This window comes from Pseudomonas hunanensis (assembly GCF_013393325.1).
GTDB classification, from domain to species: Bacteria; Pseudomonadota; Gammaproteobacteria; order Pseudomonadales; family Pseudomonadaceae; genus Aquipseudomonas; species Aquipseudomonas putida_P.
The window spans coordinates 547,609-562,632 of sequence record NZ_QJRC01000095.1; the positions used below are offsets into that span (position 1 = coordinate 547,609).

General features: G+C 62.2%; 18 protein-coding genes. 17 read left to right on the plus strand and 1 reads right to left on the minus strand.

What is annotated here, in order from left to right:
- Positions 1-564 precede the first annotated feature (564 nt).
- The 9 genes from DM807_RS19290 (at position 565) to DM807_RS19330 (ending at position 7,944) form a co-directional block, all read left to right on the plus strand.
- Positions 565-1,323: a hypothetical protein gene (locus DM807_RS19290; protein ID WP_179027760.1), complete on the plus strand. Its 759-nt coding sequence runs from the start codon at positions 565-567 to the stop codon at positions 1,321-1,323.
- 92 nt (positions 1,324-1,415) lie between these two features.
- Entirely contained in the window at positions 1,416-1,631 is a 216-nt protein-coding gene (locus DM807_RS19295) for an AlpA family transcriptional regulator (RefSeq protein WP_010799440.1), read from the plus strand.
- Positions 1,632-1,635: 4 nt separating this feature from the next.
- Positions 1,636-2,523: a ParA family protein gene (locus tag DM807_RS19300; RefSeq protein WP_179027761.1), complete on the plus strand. Its 888-nt coding sequence runs from the start codon at positions 1,636-1,638 to the stop codon at positions 2,521-2,523.
- An 89-nt stretch (positions 2,524-2,612) separates the two neighbouring features.
- Positions 2,613-4,184, plus strand: coding sequence for a ParB family protein (locus DM807_RS19305; protein WP_179027762.1), 1,572 nt, complete (start codon positions 2,613-2,615; stop codon positions 4,182-4,184).
- Between the two features lie 16 nt (positions 4,185-4,200).
- The gene (locus DM807_RS19310) at positions 4,201-4,752 is read left to right on the plus strand and encodes a DUF2857 domain-containing protein (protein WP_063423921.1); all 552 of its coding nucleotides are present in this window, start codon (positions 4,201-4,203) and stop codon (positions 4,750-4,752) included.
- Positions 4,746-5,939, plus strand: coding sequence for an STY4528 family pathogenicity island replication protein (locus DM807_RS19315; protein WP_063423920.1), 1,194 nt, complete (start codon positions 4,746-4,748; stop codon positions 5,937-5,939). The genes DM807_RS19310 and DM807_RS19315 overlap by 7 nt, the downstream gene beginning before the upstream one ends.
- Before the next feature lie 324 nt (positions 5,940-6,263).
- Positions 6,264-7,019, plus strand: a complete 756-nt coding sequence (locus DM807_RS19320) for a PFL_4669 family integrating conjugative element protein (RefSeq protein WP_179027763.1) — start codon at positions 6,264-6,266, stop codon at positions 7,017-7,019.
- Positions 7,016-7,519, plus strand: a complete 504-nt coding sequence (locus DM807_RS19325) for a DUF3158 family protein (protein WP_179027764.1) — start codon at positions 7,016-7,018, stop codon at positions 7,517-7,519. The genes DM807_RS19320 and DM807_RS19325 overlap by 4 nt, the downstream gene beginning before the upstream one ends.
- Positions 7,516-7,944: a single-stranded DNA-binding protein gene (locus DM807_RS19330; RefSeq protein ID WP_179027765.1), complete on the plus strand. Its 429-nt coding sequence runs from the start codon at positions 7,516-7,518 to the stop codon at positions 7,942-7,944. The genes DM807_RS19325 and DM807_RS19330 overlap by 4 nt, the downstream gene beginning before the upstream one ends.
- Before the next feature lie 44 nt (positions 7,945-7,988).
- Here the strand turns inward: DM807_RS19330 and DM807_RS19335 are convergent, their stop codons facing one another.
- On the minus strand, positions 7,989-8,171 hold the full coding sequence (locus DM807_RS19335) for a hypothetical protein (protein WP_179027871.1): 183 nt from the start codon (positions 8,169-8,171) through the stop codon (positions 7,989-7,991).
- Positions 8,172-8,371: 200 nt separating this feature from the next.
- Between DM807_RS19335 and DM807_RS19340 the strand changes: the two genes are divergently transcribed.
- The 8 genes from DM807_RS19340 (at position 8,372) to DM807_RS19375 (ending at position 15,019) form a co-directional block, all read left to right on the plus strand.
- Complete coding sequence (locus DM807_RS19340) at positions 8,372-8,713, plus strand: helix-turn-helix domain-containing protein (RefSeq protein ID WP_179027766.1); 342 nt, start codon at positions 8,372-8,374, stop codon at positions 8,711-8,713.
- Between the two features lie 111 nt (positions 8,714-8,824).
- The gene (locus DM807_RS19345; RefSeq protein WP_179027767.1) at positions 8,825-10,804 is read left to right on the plus strand and encodes a DNA topoisomerase III; all 1,980 of its coding nucleotides are present in this window, start codon (positions 8,825-8,827) and stop codon (positions 10,802-10,804) included.
- A 742-nt stretch (positions 10,805-11,546) separates the two neighbouring features.
- Complete coding sequence (locus DM807_RS19350; protein WP_063423915.1) at positions 11,547-12,059, plus strand: STY4534 family ICE replication protein; 513 nt, start codon at positions 11,547-11,549, stop codon at positions 12,057-12,059.
- Between the two features lie 61 nt (positions 12,060-12,120).
- A complete protein-coding gene (locus DM807_RS19355; protein WP_063423914.1) occupies positions 12,121-12,387 on the plus strand; it encodes a hypothetical protein in 267 nt (88 codons plus the stop codon).
- A 52-nt stretch (positions 12,388-12,439) separates the two neighbouring features.
- A complete protein-coding gene (gene radC, locus DM807_RS19360) occupies positions 12,440-12,934 on the plus strand; it encodes a RadC family protein (protein WP_063423913.1) in 495 nt (164 codons plus the stop codon).
- A 60-nt stretch (positions 12,935-12,994) separates the two neighbouring features.
- On the plus strand, positions 12,995-13,711 hold the full coding sequence (locus DM807_RS19365; RefSeq protein ID WP_063423912.1) for a DUF5983 family protein: 717 nt from the start codon (positions 12,995-12,997) through the stop codon (positions 13,709-13,711).
- Between the two features lie 130 nt (positions 13,712-13,841).
- Positions 13,842-14,360 carry a PFGI-1 class ICE element type IV pilus protein PilL2 gene (gene pilL2, locus DM807_RS19370; protein WP_063423911.1) on the plus strand — a complete coding sequence of 173 codons (519 nt, stop codon included), beginning with the start codon at positions 13,842-13,844 and terminating at the stop codon, positions 14,358-14,360.
- Positions 14,357-15,019 carry a hypothetical protein gene (locus DM807_RS19375; RefSeq protein WP_063423910.1) on the plus strand — a complete coding sequence of 221 codons (663 nt, stop codon included), beginning with the start codon at positions 14,357-14,359 and terminating at the stop codon, positions 15,017-15,019. Before pilL2 ends, DM807_RS19375 begins: the two co-directional genes overlap by 4 nt.
- Positions 15,020-15,024: the final 5 nt, after the last annotated feature.

A 15,024-nucleotide genomic window follows, 5' to 3' on the forward strand; every position in this document is an offset into this window, starting at 1 on the left:
CAAGCCTTTCAACCATGGCCTGGATCAGCCGTGGTTCGTCTGCTTTCCTAAGTTTTCAGCGTTTCCAGCAGCCACCTTGGCCTGACGAGTGCACGCTGGCAGTATCAAACCAGTGGTGAGATTAATCCAAATCAACTAATTTTTTTCGCAGACTCTCCCACACACTGCGTGGTCGCAAGCGGTTACCAAGACGTTAGCAGGGCCAAGGAAACGGCTGCTGACTCGTGACAGAGATATCGAGTTGCGGTACGAGGACCCAAAGCTTTGCACGCCACGATAAGGTCGGATAAGCCGTATGTTATCTAACCTATTGAGTAGCCTGAGCTAGAAGGTTGCTAGGCACGGTTGAGATCCCCCTCCCGACCCTGTTTTTCAGAGGATGAGGTTGGTTAATCGCGTCGAAACCCGTCGTGAACACAATCAGCAAGCCGAACCAATTAAAAAACCTCAGGTCATTAACCTTGGATCCAAAGGAGCGTATTGAAATCTGTGAGGATTGACAGAGGCTGACAGCCGTTGCCCCTGTCAGTGGTCAGGAGGATTTTCAGCAGGAGGCTGTTAGCTATGGACTCAGTTAGGAGCTCCTATCACCCTATCGATGCCGCCATCCTTTGGTGCGACCTCGCCGACCACACAGCGGAGATCTTGCAGGTCGAGATTGCTCATTCCGGTGAGCTATTGAAGCATTTTCCACAGTGGCCCGACCTTCACTTCCATATAGAACAAATATACGAGGCTGTAGCCTGCGGTGAGCTACCGGCAACCTTCTTAGGAGGTCCGATTACGCCTAACAACCCCACCGAACGCGTGTATTGGTCTATTCGTCGGCCGGATCTACGGGCGTGGTTTGCGCTGAACCACCCTGAAGATAAGCCCGCGTTTCTATTTCCCAAGAACACCGACCACCTTGAGTGCGTGAATCTCAGCGTTTTTTTGGCTGTGCAAGCCGAGCGAGACTTCTACGCGCGCGAATACGAAAAAATGCATCAGGCTTTTGATTCGCTCGTCGAAGAGATGGCTGCCTATAAAGCGCAAGAGCACGAATTGGCATCACAGTTCGAGGCAGCTGGGCCTGCATCCGAGGCATCCACCAGGGTGCACCACACGATTATTGGCGCCCTGCTCGCGGTCATGCTGGAAAAGTCGAAAAGCGGCCAACCGCGATCAATCTATAAGACCCAGACTGCGGTAGTCGATGCCATCACTACACTGTTCCCCGGTATTGCTGGGTTGAGCAAACGCACCCTTGATCGGAAATTTGCACAGGCTCGCCGTCTGTTAGCCCAGGCGGTAGAGGCAGAACATCGAATTGCCAGGCAATGACCGCCATTGCCTGGCAATGATTTTCTAAACCAACGGGCCTTCACTGACTGTCACATCCCACTGCGCGCCACATGGCGCTAAGGAGTGACAGAATGCAACCTGCCAGCCCTGCCCCAGCTTCCGCCGATCGCCACATCATGCGCCGCGATGAGGTGGAACAAAAAACCGGCTTCAAACGCTCACACATCTACAACCTGATGAAGGCCGGACTATTCCCGCAATGCCGGCGCATCGGCACCCGTGCGGTCGGTTGGGACTCGCTGGAGATCGAGCAGTGGGTTCAGGATCGCCTGTCTGTTCGGGAGTAGTGCCATGAAAGTCCTTTCGCTGATCTCGACCAAGGGCGGCGCCGGCAAGACCACGGTTGCCGCCAACCTCGGCGGCCTACTTGCCGACGCCGGCTTGCAGGTGCTGCTGCTCGACCTGGACAGTCAACCGACGTTGTCCAGCTACTACGCCCTGTGCGAGTCACGTGAAGCGGGCAGCTACGAACTGATCTCGCAGCGGCTCACGGTTGCCGAGCAGATCATTTCCGTCACCGCTATCCCGCGGCTTGAACTGATCGTTTCCAACGACCGCGCGGGCCACCTGGGCACCGTACTGCTGCACGCGCCCGATGGCCGACTGCGCCTGCGCAACCTGCTACCCGCATTTGCCGATCAGTACGATGTGCTGATCGTCGACACCCAGGGCGCGCGCAGCGTGGTGGTGGAAATGGCCATCCTCGCCTCCGATTGTGCGCTATGCCCGTTGCCACCGGAAATGCTCGCGGCACGCGAACTGCGCCGCGGCACGCTCGGCCTGTTCGAAGAGCTGGAACCCTACCGCTACCTCGGCGTGTACTTGCCCCCGGTGAAACTGCTGCTCAATCAGGTCAACGCCAACCGGCGCGACACTTGCCTGATCATACGGAGCCTGCGCAACACTTTTGCCGCCGACCCGCATGTCAGCGTCTGCAACACGGTGATTCCCGATCGCGTCGCGTATCTCAATGCCGCGTCATTGGGATTGCCGGTGCATCGGGTCGAGTCGAAAGCCGCCCCTCGATCGCGCAGTCGCTGCGCGGCCGATGTCATGCGGGCACTGGCCAATGAACTGTTCCCTGAGTGGGAGCAGCGACTGGCCCAGACCAGGATCCGTGCGCGCTCTTATCCCAACAGCATTGCCTCAGTGGAATGCATCACCGGCCGACCAGCTTAGTGCCACATCCATCCCTCGCTGCCCCACTCACGCGGCCGATCGGGAAGGCCAGAGCAGTCCGTCTGCATTGACAGATCAAGGGCAAGTTCATGAAACCGCCAACCTCCGAAGACATCACGCGCCAGCTCCAGCACGGGCACTTCCCACAGCGGGTAACACAGCTGCCGCCCACCGATCCCGACTGCGATACACCGATGGTCGTGACCCTGGAGCAACTGCGGCCCTACGAGCACAACCCGCGCTTCATCCGTAACCCGTTATACGAGGAATTGAAGGCCTCCATCCGCGACCGCGGCCTGGATCAGCCCCCGTCCATCACACGCAGACCCGGTGAGCCGCAGTTCATCATCCGCAACGGTGGCAACACCCGCCTGAGTATCCTCGGTGAGCTGTGGCAGGAAACCCGCGAGGACCGCTTCTTCCGCATCCACTGCTTGTTTCGCCCCTGGCAGTCGGAACTGCATACGCTACTGGGCCATCTGGCCGAAAGTGACCTGCACGGACAACTCACCTTCATCGAGCGTGCACTGGCCGTGGCCAAGTTCCGCGACATGCTGCTGGAAGGCGGCGATAGCCTGAGCCAACGTCAACTGGCAGCGCAGTTATCGGCCGGCGGTTACCCGATCTCGCAATCGCACATCAGCCGGATGCTGGACACCCTCGAGCACCTGCTGCCAGCTATCCCGCAGACTTTGTACGCCGGCTTGGGCAAACCTTCGATCGAACGGACCCTTAGCCTGCGTCGACGTGCCGAATCGGTGTGGAATCGGTACGTGGCGACACCGTTGGATTTCGCGGCGCTGTGGTTGGAGGTGCTGTCCACGTTCGACTGCACCGCCGCCGAGCTGGACACCGCCGAACTGCAGGACGAACTGCTCGCACACATGGCGAAATCCTTGAACCAATCACCGCGTCTGTTGGCGTTGGAGCTGATCCAGGATAGCGGCCAGCCATCACGTCAGCCACTGACGCCCGGCATGCCCCTGTCTCCCCAGCTGGGCGTGGGCGAAGACACCGATACCACTTCCGGTAGGGAGCCTGAAGCCCCCATGGGGCTCGACTCACCGGAACCAGTCTACCCTCTCCAACCCGCTGACAGGCAATCCGATCAAGCAGACCAGACGCAGCCTCGCGCCGCCGCCCGTGAACGGGTAGAAAGTCCAACTGCGTCACCGCCCGCTCAGTCTGCAAATCTCGGCAATGCTGGGTTTCAGTGCTTGCCCGACTCATTGGATACCATCTGGGCGATTCCGCCGGCCCTGGAAGACCTGGTGCAACTGCGCCAGGCCTGCGCCCAACTGGCCAGCGAATTGGCCGGTTACGCCAATGCTCCAACCATGGTCTGCGCTACTGAGGAGGGCCTAGGCTTCTCATTGGCGCCCGATACAGCAGCACCTTCGACACCCCACCGCACCGGTATTCAGCTGCTGCTGGGCGCGCTGTTGCGCGTGCAAGACGACGTTGCTTGGGAGCAACGTCAGCAGCTCCCGGCAGCGCTGTTTGGTCAACTGCTGCTGGGAGTCTACGACCTGCCACTGATCGAGCGCCCTGCGCTCGCGATCGGGATTGAGCGGCTCCCTGATCCTCAATTGGCGCAACTGTTTTCACTTATCCGGCTCTCTCGACGCCTGATCGAACTCACGCTGTCGTCCACCCGCTGACACCCGGAGGTGCCGCATGAGCACGTCGTTCAATCTGCTGAACCACGCCATGTTGAACCAGGTCCTGCATGAGCTGCGCCATGGCCGACTGCAACGGTGCAAGGCCTTGGGCCTCGCCGACGAGGACATCGAGGTGCTGCAGTCGCTGCCGCCCACCACCTTGTCCCACCTGGCGCACTCCACGATCGCCTGGGTCGAGATCAAGGTCGACACCACAGTGCTGCGTCGCCTGATCGCCCAGGCCGAACGGGACGAGCTGAACGAGCGGCTGATCAACCGTGCCCTGAAGTTGGGGGCGAGTTCGAACATCATGTACCGCTGCTTCGGCCTCGACCATTCCGACACGGCATTGCGCCGACGCATCCTGAAGATCGAGACCCATCGTGGTCGCCCCGTCCAACTCAGCGAGACCCAGGAGCATGCAGTGTGGAACCGCTGGCGCCAGTTGCGGGCCGAAGATCCGGACAGCGAGCCGCTGGACGCGATGATGATGCTGGCCGAGGAACAACAGATCAGCCTGACCCTGATTTGGCAGCAGATCGAGCTATACGGAGGTATCCCATGCTGAACTTCTACACCGTGGACTGGGCTGATGTGGTGCGCCAGAGCATGGTCACGCTCAAGCGTTGTCTGGAGCAGGCCGAACAAGCCAGGGCCGCCCGTGCGCTGGCTGAGGGGCCATGCTTCGTGTACTACGGCAGCCACGATCCGTTACCGCGGGGATTGCTGCAGGATCGCCGGCTCACACCCGTGGAGCGCAATCTCTGGTTGGTGCTGCGCTGGTTGATCACCGAACGGCAAATGCGTACCCCACGGTATCAGGACCTTCAGCCGTACCTGGCGACCAGCCCTTGTGGTGCGCAGGCTTCACGCGAGACCATCGCCCGCGCGCTGAACGTGCTGCGCGCTACCCGCTGGCTCAGCCTGAGCGAACGATATCGCGATTCGCAGGGTTGCCTGCGCGGCTGTGTCTACGTACTGCACGACGCGCCGCTGTCACCCGCACAAGCCATCGACCAAGATGCCGGTTACCTGCCCCTGATCTGCCAAAACCTGTCCCATGCCACCAAAGGCGTGCGCGATCTCGCTCAACACCTCCTCCAGGAGCTACGGGCGGATCCAGAGGTGACTGACGAGGCCTTGGCCATGATGGCTTCGCTCCCCGCATCAGGCGCTCAACAGGCCTTGCCGCTGCAGGACGACAGCCATGCCGAGCATTCCGAACGAGGCGAGGCGTACAGCGTTCGGTTTGCCACAGCGTCCTCGACCGATTCCGAACCCAGCGCGAATGTCCCGGCTCCGGCTGCCGTTCGGATTCCAGCGCACGACCGTACCGTACAAAAACAAAGCAAAAAAAGTACAGTACCGCCCGCCTCGGCCAGTGGCAGCGCCGCTTGGCCAGAGGGTCTGCAGTTGAGCCCGACTGAACAGCGCCGGGCAGTCCAGGCGCTGCGCCAGCTCGAGCCCGAACAGCGACAAGCGGTGATCAATGAAGCAGCCGTTCGCTGCAGCCGCGGCGACATTCGCAAGCCGATTGCATATCTGTTGGGGCTGATCAAGCGGGCGTGCCAAGGGGACTTCACCCTGTGGGCCGCCCGTAGCGATGCCCCGCTAGCACCGCGCAAGCGCATTCGCCCGCCAGAGCCAGCTGATGAGCGCTCACGGGAGTCCGGAAGCCGGGTGGCCTCGCCGCTGGCCAAGGCGTACCTAGAGCAGCTCAAGCTTCGCTGCGGTGTCGTGAGCGGGGCAACGTAACAGCGCGCTGAGTCTTCCAGGTCTCCAACGTTCAGCGGACCGCAATGGATTTGATCACAGTGGCATCACTCCAGTGACGTCTTCTAGCCAGACACAATCGCTCGAGGAGTGTGATCTGCGTGATGGGTGTAAGGTCGCAGCTTTGACCAATGCCAAGATGAAATAGTTAGCTGCGTTGGCACTCAGCGGATTTGATCACAGTGGCATCAATGTGAGGACCTTCGAGAGTAGGGGCAATGTGAGCCCATCGCGTTCACATTGATCACTGCCAGGTTGCCCGAGAGCGCAGATCGTCGGCGTCATTCCGACGGCGAGGATCTGGCAATGGTCGACCACTACCAGCTCAACCTGGGTTCACTGCGCAGCAGCATCACCCTCACCCTGCACACGCATCACGCAGCACGACTGTGGCAAGGCCGTGCCGCACGCGAAGGCGTGTTCGGCATCATGGGTATGGCGGGCTACATCAGCGTGACCAACCTGCTCAAGCAGGCGAGCAGTCAGGACGACCCCTTCGCCGACTGGTTCATGCTGCAACTCGAAGACAAGGTACTGCAGGCCAAGGCCGAGCTGCTGACATTGACCGAGCAAGTCAAACTGGTCGAACGGGATTTACCCACCCAGGTCAGCGTTGGCGACAACCTGAACATCCACCCTGTCACCCTGCCCTTGTTCATCGGCAGCCAGCTGGGGTTTCTCGCCGTCTACCTGCTGACCGACTACGACAGCCTGGTGCGTCGCGTGCTGCTCGCCCACCACACCGCGCTGATCGGCCGGGTCGACATGGAACACTGGATCGATCGTGGCGCCCACCTGCTGCGCAGTCTGTTCAGCATGGCGCAGCAGTATCGACTGGCCGGGGTCAGCCGGGATGACATGGCCGCCAACAACGCCCGCGCCCGCGAGGCCATCGACAAGTTCGGCACCCCACCTCAGGACATTCTCGAAGGTACGCGACGCTCGCAATTTGCGCCGCCCATCGTGCGCGCCGCCAAGCCCGCACTGCCCGCTGAGACCGATCAACTTGATGACGACGTGGAACCTTCGCCCGGCGCCCCCGCCGAAGGCGGTGCAGCATGACCCTGGCCGAAGCGATCGCCCATTGCCTGTCATCCGAGGCCTATCGCGAGTTTGAACACAGTGCCTCTCTAAAAGGCCTTTTAAAGCCTTTTAAGGGTAAGGGGGAGCTGTTCCAGTACGCCGAGACAATCAAACAGCTGCGCGGCGAACTCGAGACGCTGATGGCCGCGATGCTGGCGATCATGGCGCAGCCACCCTTCTCGTTACTCGAGTTGCGACTGAGTGTCCAGCACAGCTCCCAGGGCGCATGCTTCCTCCGCTGGCGCAGCCCGGACTTCAAGCGCATGGGCGTGGAGGTCTGGGAGCAGGTGATGGCGCATCCGTTGCTGCAGCCGGAGTTGCGCCAGGCGCTGTACCAGCTGGAGGCCAACCGGATCGTCCTCAACCTGCAGATGAGCAGCCTGAACTCGCTCTATCGCCAGGTCCTCATGGGCGCCCTCAAGCTCGCGTATGCCGATGACGTCCTTTTCGATACCACCACCGAGGAGAAACACCCATGAGCACGTTCTTTGTTGGCGAAGGCAATATCGGCAGTCCCCCTGAGTTTCAGGAGTTCAACAACAACCCGGACGAGCCAAAGCGGCTGCTGCGGTTGAATGTCTATTTCGACAATCCGGTACCGCGCGAGGGCGGCTATGAAGATCGCGGCGGCTATTGGGCGCCGGTCGAGCTCTGGCACCGCGATGCCGAACACTGGAGCACCTTGTACCAGAAAGGTATGCGCGTCCTGGTCATGGGCCGAACGGTCAAGGATGAGTGGGAAGACAGCGAGGACAATGCCCGGGTGACATTCAAGGTTGAGGCGCGGCACATCGGCATCCTGCCGCATCGTCTGGCCGGCGTATCCATGCGCGAAAAGGCCAGTGACAGTGGGGGCAGCAGCCGCAAGCCGGCCGGCAAGAAAACCACCCGCAAGTCGACCTGAGCGGGTGGACGTCAGTGGAACCGTGCCCTTCAGCGCGATACTGCTCAGTCGCGGGGCCCCACGCGGCGGGCGACGCCATGCAGGTCGTCCCCCTCGATCAACCCTTTGACCTCCGCCAGGTACTGGTCCAGGGCAAGGAACGCCCGCCAGTGCGCGGGCGCTTCCTTGACCCACGCGATCAACCTGGCCCTCGCCGCCTGATCGTCCGGTTCCTGATGGGTAGCCATGAACAACTCGCAGGCCTTGATCGCTAACGCATCCGCTTCATGCTGCTCACGTTCGTCCAATCCGCTATCTCCGTGTGACGGTCAGGTCACCGTACTCTCATTGGGTGATACGCCCTGATAGGTCGATAGTCAACCGTTCAGGGCGTTCATATCTTCGGGTGGCTGGTCAACCAAACGGGTTGAATTGGAGAGCCGCCCCGTTGCCAGTCAAAGAGCCTAGCCCACAACACATCGGCCGCCAGTTGGCCAAGTACCGCCGTGCCCAGGGCTTTACCCAGGCGCAAGTCGGTGAGCGCCTCGAGATCGGTACCGAAGCGGTGTCGCGCATGGAGCGTGGCAAGGTCGAGCTGACCGTGCCCAAGCTGCTGCAGTTGGCGGATATGTATGGATGTCCGGCCGATGAATTGCTGCTGGCCATCAGTCCTCGGCCACAGGACCAGGGGCAAAAGATTGCCCCACTGATCAAGGACCTTGGCGAGACGGACAAGCAATTTGCCTTGGACCTTCTGCAGACCGTGACCGCGCACCTCTCGCAACGGTAAGTCGCTCGCCGCTGGTGGTTACATCGATATGATCTCGACCAGTTCAGCTTTTCCCTAGCGCTCCCCTGTCACGCGACCACCCTGTCGGTACCTGACCGAGAGGGCCACGTCATGCGCCTCTACATTTGCGAAAAACCGTCCCAAGCCCGCGATATCGCTCGCGTGCTGCAGGCCCATCGTCACGGCGATGGCTGCCTGCAGGGCACGGGGGTGACCGTAACCTGGTGCGTGGGGCACTTGCTGGAGACCGCGCCGCCAGAAACCTATGGTCAACAGTTCAAGCGCTGGTCATTGGAGCACCTGCCGATCATCCCGCAGCACTGGCAACTGGTGGCGAAGCCCAAGGTGGCGGCGCAACTAAAGGCGATCAGCCGGCTGCTGCAGAACTGCACCGAGGTGGTGATTGCCACCGACGCCGATCGCGAGGGCGAGATGATTGCCCGGGAGGTCCTCGAGCGCTGCCAGTATCAGGGGCCGATCCTCCGACTGTGGCTGTCCGCCCTCGACGACGCCTCGATCCGCCGGGCCCTGGCGGCGTTGCGCCCGGGTGAGCATACCCTGCCGCTGTACCACTGTGCCCTCGCACGGTCTCGGGCCGATTGGCTGGTTGGCATCAACCTCAGCCGACTGTTCACCCTGCTGGGTCGCCGCGCCGGCTTCGACGGTACGCTGCCCGTAGGCCGCGTGCAGACGCCCACCCTGCGCCTGGTGGTTGAACGTGACCGCGCCATCGCCAGCTTTGTTGCCCGGCCGTTCTGGAGCGTGGACGTTGTGCTGCAGGATGACGGGGCTGAGTTTGAGGCACGCTGGCAGCCACCCGCTGCACACTGCGATGATACCGGTCGCTGCATCGATAAGGTGGCGGCCGAGCAGGCTGTCCGGCGAATTGCAACTGCGCGTTCAGCACAGGTCGAGCGGGTCGACGTTGAACGCGTGACGGAAGGGCCCCCCTTGCCATTCGACCTGGGCACGCTGCAGGAGGTCTGTTCGGCCAAGCTCGGTCTGGGCGCGCAGGAAACCCTCAGTGTGGCGCAGGCACTGTACGAAACCCACAAGGCCACCACCTACCCCCGCAGCGACTGTGGCTACCTGCCAGAGAGCATGCTGGACGAAGTGCCGCGTGTGCTGAAGGCCCTGGCCGCAGCCGACCCGCCGCTTGGCCAGCGCTTCAAGGAGCTTGATCCGACACGACGTTCCCGCGCCTGGAACAGCAGCAAGGTCACCGCCCACCACGGCATCATCCCCACCGCCGTGGTGATCCCCCTGGATCAGTTGTCCGAGCGCGAGCGCGCCGTGTACACCCTGATCCGCGCCCGCTACCTGGCGCAGTTTCTGCCTCAACACGAATACCTGAAGACCCAGGTGCAGTTGCGCAGCCAGGCCGATCAGTTGCTGGCCCGCGGCAAGCAGATCCAGGTACGTGGCTGGAAGGCCGTGATCGACGAAGCCGACGCCAGCGAACCGACCGAGCAAACGCAGCGGCTCCCCACCTTGCAGGAAGGTGCGTCGGTTGGTGTGCGAAATGCCAAGGTCAACACGCAGCGCACTCAGCCGCCCAAACCCTACACCGAAGGCACACTGGTCAAGGCAATGAAAACCATCGCCAACCAAGTGGCCGACGTGCGCCTGAAGCAAACGTTGAAAGACAGCATTGGCATCGGCACCGAGGCCACCCGCGCCGCGATCATCCAGGGCCTGATCGATCACGGCTACTTGACCAAGAAAAAGCGCAGCCTGGCGGCCTCTGCGGCCGCCCACACGTTGATCGAGGCCGTTCCGCGTGAGGTGGCCGATCCGGTGATGACAGCGGTATGGGAACAGGCGCTGGCACGGATCGAGACCGGTCAGCTGAGTGTCGAGGCGTTTCTCGCCAAGCAATCGACCTGGCTCACCCAGGTGGTGCGCAGCCAGGCCTCGTTGAATCTGCAGCTACCCCGTTCGAAAGGTCCCGCCTGCCCCGTGTGCCGAAGCCCCATGCGCCAGCGCAAAGGCCGCACCGGCAACTTCTGGTCCTGTGTGCACTACCCGGACTGCAAGGGCACCAAGCCAGTGAAGGCCAGCGCGGCGCCCGCCAAGCCGAAGCGGACCTGACTGCTTGACGCTGGGGCCAGTCGCTGATGTAGTGGACAGGCCCCTCGCCGTTTGGCGACCCTAGGCCGATTCGCTCCGGGCAGCTCGGCCAGACTCGTTGAGTTCGGAGCCTCTTTCACTACGCTGCATCACTGTTCCGGATGTCCAAGATTCCCGAGACGGATGACCCGTGCGACCTGCTTTAGGCTGCAGGGGTCATCCGCCTCGGCGACGATGCTCAGTGCCGGTGCCCGCCGGCGAAAAAACGGGCGCCGTTTGTGCGCGGATGCGTGCCAGTTATCCCGACCCAGGCCACGACAAGGGTCGGTTGATCAGGGTGAGGAGACAGCTGAAGTGAAGCGACGACTTCGCTGTCGACGAATCAGATCTAGGGTGGCCCTGCTGTTCCTAGCCTGACGACCGTTGGGCTATTTTTTCGCGCGTTTGAGTCCACTGTGCACCACCCACGTCCGCACCTCTGAACCCAGTCAAAACCGCTGTTGACGGGCGCTGCGCAGCGCTCTATAGATGAACTGCACCACGCTGTCGATGACAGCATCAGGTAGCCGGAACCTGCAAGGCTACGCTCTCCCCAGAGTGGTTCCTCCCAAAGTGCGACTAGCGTTCGGCGGCTCGCACGGTTATCGCTCCCCGCGATGATGAGCGCTCTTACACCACTGCTGTTGCACCTGACCTTCCCTTGCGGACTCACCCCCGCCAGGGCCGGTGAATATCCGCGTTTCTCGCAAACAGGAGATTCACCATGACCACGGCAAACACTGCTGCTCCCGCCACCTACTTCAACCTGCACACCCAAGGCATTGGTTACTTGAACCGCGTGCGCGAGGTGCCAGTGCGGCGCGGCCAGCCCTTTATGGCCTGCGACATCGCCGCCTTGCACGGCGCGTCGGATGACGTCGAATACACCCGCTTCGACTGCAAGGTCGCTGGCGGCGAAGCCGAACGGCTGATCCGCGAACACCTCGAGGATGTCCGTGCCGAACGCAAGGTGCTGATCGCGTTTCGCATTGGCGACCTCTGGGTCGATGCCTTCACCTACGAGAAAGGTGAGCGCAAAGGCCAACCGGGCGCCAGCCTCAAAGGCCGGTTGATCTTCATCGAGTGGATCAAGGTCGACGGCCAACTCACCTACAAGGCGCCAGCTCGGCAGGATGCTTCCTCGGCTGAACTGCCGTCCGAAGCGGCAGAAGAGCATGCGCCGAATCCTTCACACAGTGCCGATCAGGCTCAGGACCAGGCCACGCAGCCTGCCTGAGACGGATGCTCCACCACAAAGGCGCTCGCATGAGCGCCTTTTCTCACCCTTGGAGGCCGCCATGGAGAGTTACTGGCTCTGTGAGGATTGCCTGCACGCTGTGGCCTACGACGACTTCAGCACCTTGTCGCTGTACTACAGCGAGGCCGAAGTCGACCAGCGAATCACGCAGATGCGTAAGGAGCTGCAGGTGTTATTGCCACTCAGCGCTGATTTCGATCCGGACACCGGCGTTGGCATCGCCCCCTTCTCCACTCACCCCTGCGAAGCCTGTCACTCGCCGTCGCACGGCACCCGGCATCGTTTCACCCGCCTTGTAACCGCCTGACCCTACCCACAGGGCCTCCTCCCGGAGCGCTCCTGCACACGAGGTTCTGCTCATGAACACGTCATTGACCTTGGTCGAGCCCCTCGACCCCGTCCTGACCCAGCGCGCCCACGAAGATGCGTTGATCAACGAAGCTCTGCAGCTGCTGGACCAACGCTATTTCCAGCGCGGCGAAGTACTCATCACGCCTGCCGACGCCGCGTCTTACCTGAAGCTGCGTCTGGCGCCTTATCACCACGAGGTATTTGCCTTGCTCTATCTCGATTCACGCCACCGCGTGCTGGACTTCGAGGTGTTGTTCTTCGGCAGCATCGACGGTGCCTCGGTCTACCCTCGCGAAGTGGTGGTCAAGGCGCTGGCACACAACGCCGCCGCAGTTATCCTCAGCCACAACCACCCTTCCGGGTGCCCTGAGCCCAGCGGCGCCGACCGCGTGCTGACCACACGCCTGATCGAAGTGCTGGCGCTGGTCGAGATCCGCGTTCTGGACCACATCATCGTCGGCGAGGGTCAGCCCCTGTCCCTGGCTGAATACGGCTGGATCTAAACTTCTCTCGTTCGCCACTGCCTGTATGGGGTGGCGTCCTCTTTTTACTGGAGCGCCACCATGCTCACCTCAACCCCCAACCCCTTTGCCCGCGGCTTCCATGCGTTATCCTGCGAACGCGTGGTCCAGATCCACTACGACGACCAGTGCCCGCCCTGCTACCGCCCCCTGCACACCGCCCAACTGGGCCTGGACGACGATCACATCAACTGCCAGGCGTGCGTATTCGATGACGACTGCGCCGTCATCACAGAAGAACAGGATGTCTCTGGCTTCCTTCGCATGCAGTTGCCCGCAGATGGTGTGGTCACCACCGTGCTGTACCAGGTCACCGCCGAACGGCTGAGTGGCTCGGTACACGTTGGCGACCTTCCCAGCTTGGAAGCGGCGGAGCACCTGATGCAGCAGCTGTCCTTTGCCACCGGCCAGTACAGCCGCAGCTGGGAGATCAGTTCATCCCACCTACCGGCCGACGAGTACACCTACCTTGAGCAGCTTGCTCGCTGCGAACGACCGGCCGGCTTCTTTGAATGCTTCCAGATGGTCAGCAACCGCTCCGTCGGCTGCAAGCTGTACTCCACACCCTGGCACCGCTGCGCCCACGCGGGAGGTCCCGGCTGCTCAGCGGCGGACGTTTGCATTCGCCTGTTGGATGAACAGGTGCCTCCGGTGTTGATGACCCTGTTGCTGCTGGCCGGCCAGGCCGACACGCGTTTCCTGGTGTTTGATCCCGATGCAGCCCCGCTGCCAGGACTGCCGGTGTTTACTGACGATTGACCCAAGGCGCCCTTAAGGGCGCCTTTTTCATGTGCTGGGCTCGATAAACCGGCCGGCCAACTTCGGTTTTTCAGTGGGTGCAGCTCGCGCGTGTTGCCAAGGTGTCGGCACCCACTGTCGAGACCTGCTCATGCACACGCCCGCACTTCCTTACCTTGTTCTGATGCTCGCGCTGGCGGGCTGCAACACGTCGCCTGCCATCACCCCACCGACGGTGCCAGCCAAAGCCGTACCAGCTCCGTCCACCCCCTCCAAGCCGTTGCCAGCGTCACCAGCGTGGGTCCGCCAGGACCGCTACACCCTGGTTAGCACGCGGCCGACGCTGGAACAGCGTCAGCCGTTGTTCCAGCTCATCACCGTGCAGATTTCACCGGCCCTGCACGCGACGGTCGGTGACGCCCTACGTCACGTGTTGCAGCGCTCAGGCTACTCACTCTGCGCCAACCGCGCCGAGGTCGCCACCTTGTTCAGCCGCCCTCTGCCGACCGTGCAGCACCAACTCGGGCCAATGGTGCTGCTGGACGCCTTGACCATTCTCGGCGGCCCGGCCTGGCGGCTCGTGATCGATCCAGTCGAACGCCGCGTGTGCTATGCCCTTCGCGCACCAGTGCCCGCCCCACCTCGCCCGCCCCTGGAGATCGCGCCATGAAGGTCCATCACTTTCAGGCCCTGGTGCTCGGGGCCCTGTGCCTCGGCGCCGCCGTACTGGCCGCCGTGACCTACAACCACCAGCAACAACTGACCGAGCTCCTGGTCGCCGCGGAGAATGCGCCAGCCGATCCAGCCCCGGCGCTGCGGCGGGACCTCGATGCACTCGGCACCACTCTTGCGGCAATTCCACCGCAAGTAAAAGCGCAGGGCGAGCACCAGCGCCAGCAGGATGCGGCCTTCGCGACACTGAGCAAACAGCTGGATGAGGTGAGCGCGTCGCTCAAGGCCATTGGAGCGGTATCACCGAGTCCGACCAAGGCCGACCTGGCCGCGATGGACCAGCGATTGGGCAATGCCGAAATCGCCATCCGCGCCCTTGAGGTTCGACCGGCTACGCCATCCGCACAACCCCAGCCTGCAGCTCCCGCCAAACCGGCCGCCAAAGCCCCGACGCCGCCATTCACCTTGCTGGGTGTCGAGACCCGTGGCGAGGTCCGGTTTGTCTCGGCTCAACCGGCCGGCGCGCATGCCCTGTCGACCGTCCACCTGCTGCAGCCCGGTGACAGCTTGAACGGTTGGCAGCTCAAGACCATTCGCCGGAATCAGGCCGTGTTCCATGTGCCTGGCCTCGGCGAACGTTCGCTGCCCCTGCCGTGACGAGG

Coding starts and splice junctions, on each gene's coding strand:
- DM807_RS19290 (WP_179027760.1), top strand. CDS start 565: ATGGACTCAGTTAGGAGCTCCTATCACCCTATCGATGCCGCCATCCTT.
- DM807_RS19295 (WP_010799440.1), top strand. CDS start 1,416: ATGCAACCTGCCAGCCCTGCCCCAGCTTCCGCCGATCGCCACATCATG.
- DM807_RS19300 (WP_179027761.1), top strand. CDS start 1,636: ATGAAAGTCCTTTCGCTGATCTCGACCAAGGGCGGCGCCGGCAAGACC.
- DM807_RS19305 (WP_179027762.1), top strand. CDS start 2,613: ATGAAACCGCCAACCTCCGAAGACATCACGCGCCAGCTCCAGCACGGG.
- DM807_RS19310 (WP_063423921.1), top strand. CDS start 4,201: ATGAGCACGTCGTTCAATCTGCTGAACCACGCCATGTTGAACCAGGTC.
- DM807_RS19315 (WP_063423920.1), top strand. CDS start 4,746: ATGCTGAACTTCTACACCGTGGACTGGGCTGATGTGGTGCGCCAGAGC.
- DM807_RS19320 (WP_179027763.1), top strand. CDS start 6,264: ATGGTCGACCACTACCAGCTCAACCTGGGTTCACTGCGCAGCAGCATC.
- DM807_RS19325 (WP_179027764.1), top strand. CDS start 7,016: ATGACCCTGGCCGAAGCGATCGCCCATTGCCTGTCATCCGAGGCCTAT.
- DM807_RS19330 (WP_179027765.1), top strand. CDS start 7,516: ATGAGCACGTTCTTTGTTGGCGAAGGCAATATCGGCAGTCCCCCTGAG.
- DM807_RS19335 (WP_179027871.1), bottom strand. CDS start 8,171: ATGGCTACCCATCAGGAACCGGACGATCAGGCGGCGAGGGCCAGGTTG.
- DM807_RS19345 (WP_179027767.1), top strand. CDS start 8,825: ATGCGCCTCTACATTTGCGAAAAACCGTCCCAAGCCCGCGATATCGCT.
- DM807_RS19350 (WP_063423915.1), top strand. CDS start 11,547: ATGACCACGGCAAACACTGCTGCTCCCGCCACCTACTTCAACCTGCAC.
- DM807_RS19355 (WP_063423914.1), top strand. CDS start 12,121: ATGGAGAGTTACTGGCTCTGTGAGGATTGCCTGCACGCTGTGGCCTAC.
- radC (WP_063423913.1), top strand. CDS start 12,440: ATGAACACGTCATTGACCTTGGTCGAGCCCCTCGACCCCGTCCTGACC.
- DM807_RS19365 (WP_063423912.1), top strand. CDS start 12,995: ATGCTCACCTCAACCCCCAACCCCTTTGCCCGCGGCTTCCATGCGTTA.
- pilL2 (WP_063423911.1), top strand. CDS start 13,842: ATGCACACGCCCGCACTTCCTTACCTTGTTCTGATGCTCGCGCTGGCG.
- DM807_RS19375 (WP_063423910.1), top strand. CDS start 14,357: ATGAAGGTCCATCACTTTCAGGCCCTGGTGCTCGGGGCCCTGTGCCTC.